We start from the raw sequence: 1,302 nt of genomic DNA, 5'->3' as shown, positions 1-1,302 counted from the left end.
CGCACAGGAAGCCAAGGAAAATCATATAAATGCAATGATGGCACCAGACCCTGATGCGCCTAAAGTATCGATGCTTATCTATCCCAACATGATCGCTCTTGATTTAATAGGCCCAATGACCGTATTTAAAATTATGCGGTGGAACATGCAGCTTATTTGGAAAGAAAAAGTTCCGCTCTCAACAGATGTGGGTATCCCCATCAGTGCAAATACAACATTCACAGAAGCCTGGGCTGATCCTGATGTATTTTTTGTTCCCGGTGGCTTGATAGGTACCATTGCCTGTATGCGGGACCAGGTTGTGCTTGATTTTGTTGCAAAGCAGGGAGAACGGGCTAAGTGGATTACGAGTGACTGTACTGGCAGCCTTATTCTCGGTGCTGCGGGGCTGCTTCAGGGGTATAACGCCACATCGAACTGGGCTGTTGCTGATCTATTACCTTTGCTTGGTGCAAACCATATCGATCAGCGAGTCGTGCGTGATCGTAATCGTATTACTGGAGCCGGAACAACAGCAGGAATAGACTTTGCACTTGAACTGGGTGCAAAGCTGGGCGATGAAGAATCTGCGCGGAGGGCTCAGTTAATTATTGAATACTCCCCCGAACCACCTTTTCAAAACGGAACACCAGCCGAAGCAGGGCCGGATAGAGTGGCAACAATGCGTACCCAGAGGGTTTGGATGGACAGTCAGGCTCGGCTTGCAGCCGAAGCAGCAGGAAGGAACCTGAAGTCGAAGTAATTATATCCATGATACTTCGAGTTGCAGGAGCTGCCCCAAGGCAACAGTAAGGTTAACTTGTTTAAGTACTACCATCCTGCATCTTGAAGTTACTTGGGTATATTATTAACGTTTCAATATAATTATCATGTATTAAATGCAATATTTTAATAATTCTGTGGATTATATTTTTGATGTTAATCATTAGGCGAAAAAAAGCCCGACGAATTCGCCGGGCATGTTATCGAAGAGAAGAGTGATAAATAAAAAGCAACTCAATACAGATAGCCGTAAAATTGTGCCACAAAAATAGAAATAAATATATGATCGATATTCCTGCCCTTCTTAAATTCACGCCTTGTATTGATTGTCGGTTAATTATTTTAATGTGAATTAATGCGAACGAAAATTACTCAAAACGTGTTGATTGCGTAAGATCAAGTTATGCTTAATCTGCCGGCTAATCCTGCATAAAATCTTTTGAAAGAACAAAATGGCTAGTGCAAGGCGGATTCAACTCCGAAGTGCAACGCTAAGCCGCCAATCTTAGCTCTGCAAACACCACAGACGGTTGCCTGAAT

The 1,302-nt window shown here is 43.4% G+C and carries 1 protein-coding gene; it reads left to right on the top strand.

Annotation, left to right across the window (positions count from 1 at the left end):
- On the top strand, positions 1 to 742 hold a 742-nt coding region (locus tag ACSZPU_RS25740), incomplete at its 5' end, for a DJ-1/PfpI family protein (RefSeq protein WP_499004446.1).
- Positions 743 to 1,302 lie beyond the last annotated feature (560 nt).

It is taken from the genome of Phytobacter sp. V69, from assembly GCF_965644215.1.
Taxonomy (GTDB): Bacteria; Pseudomonadota; Gammaproteobacteria; order Enterobacterales; family Enterobacteriaceae; genus Phytobacter.
This window is presented reverse-complemented; position numbering and strand designations above follow the sequence as displayed.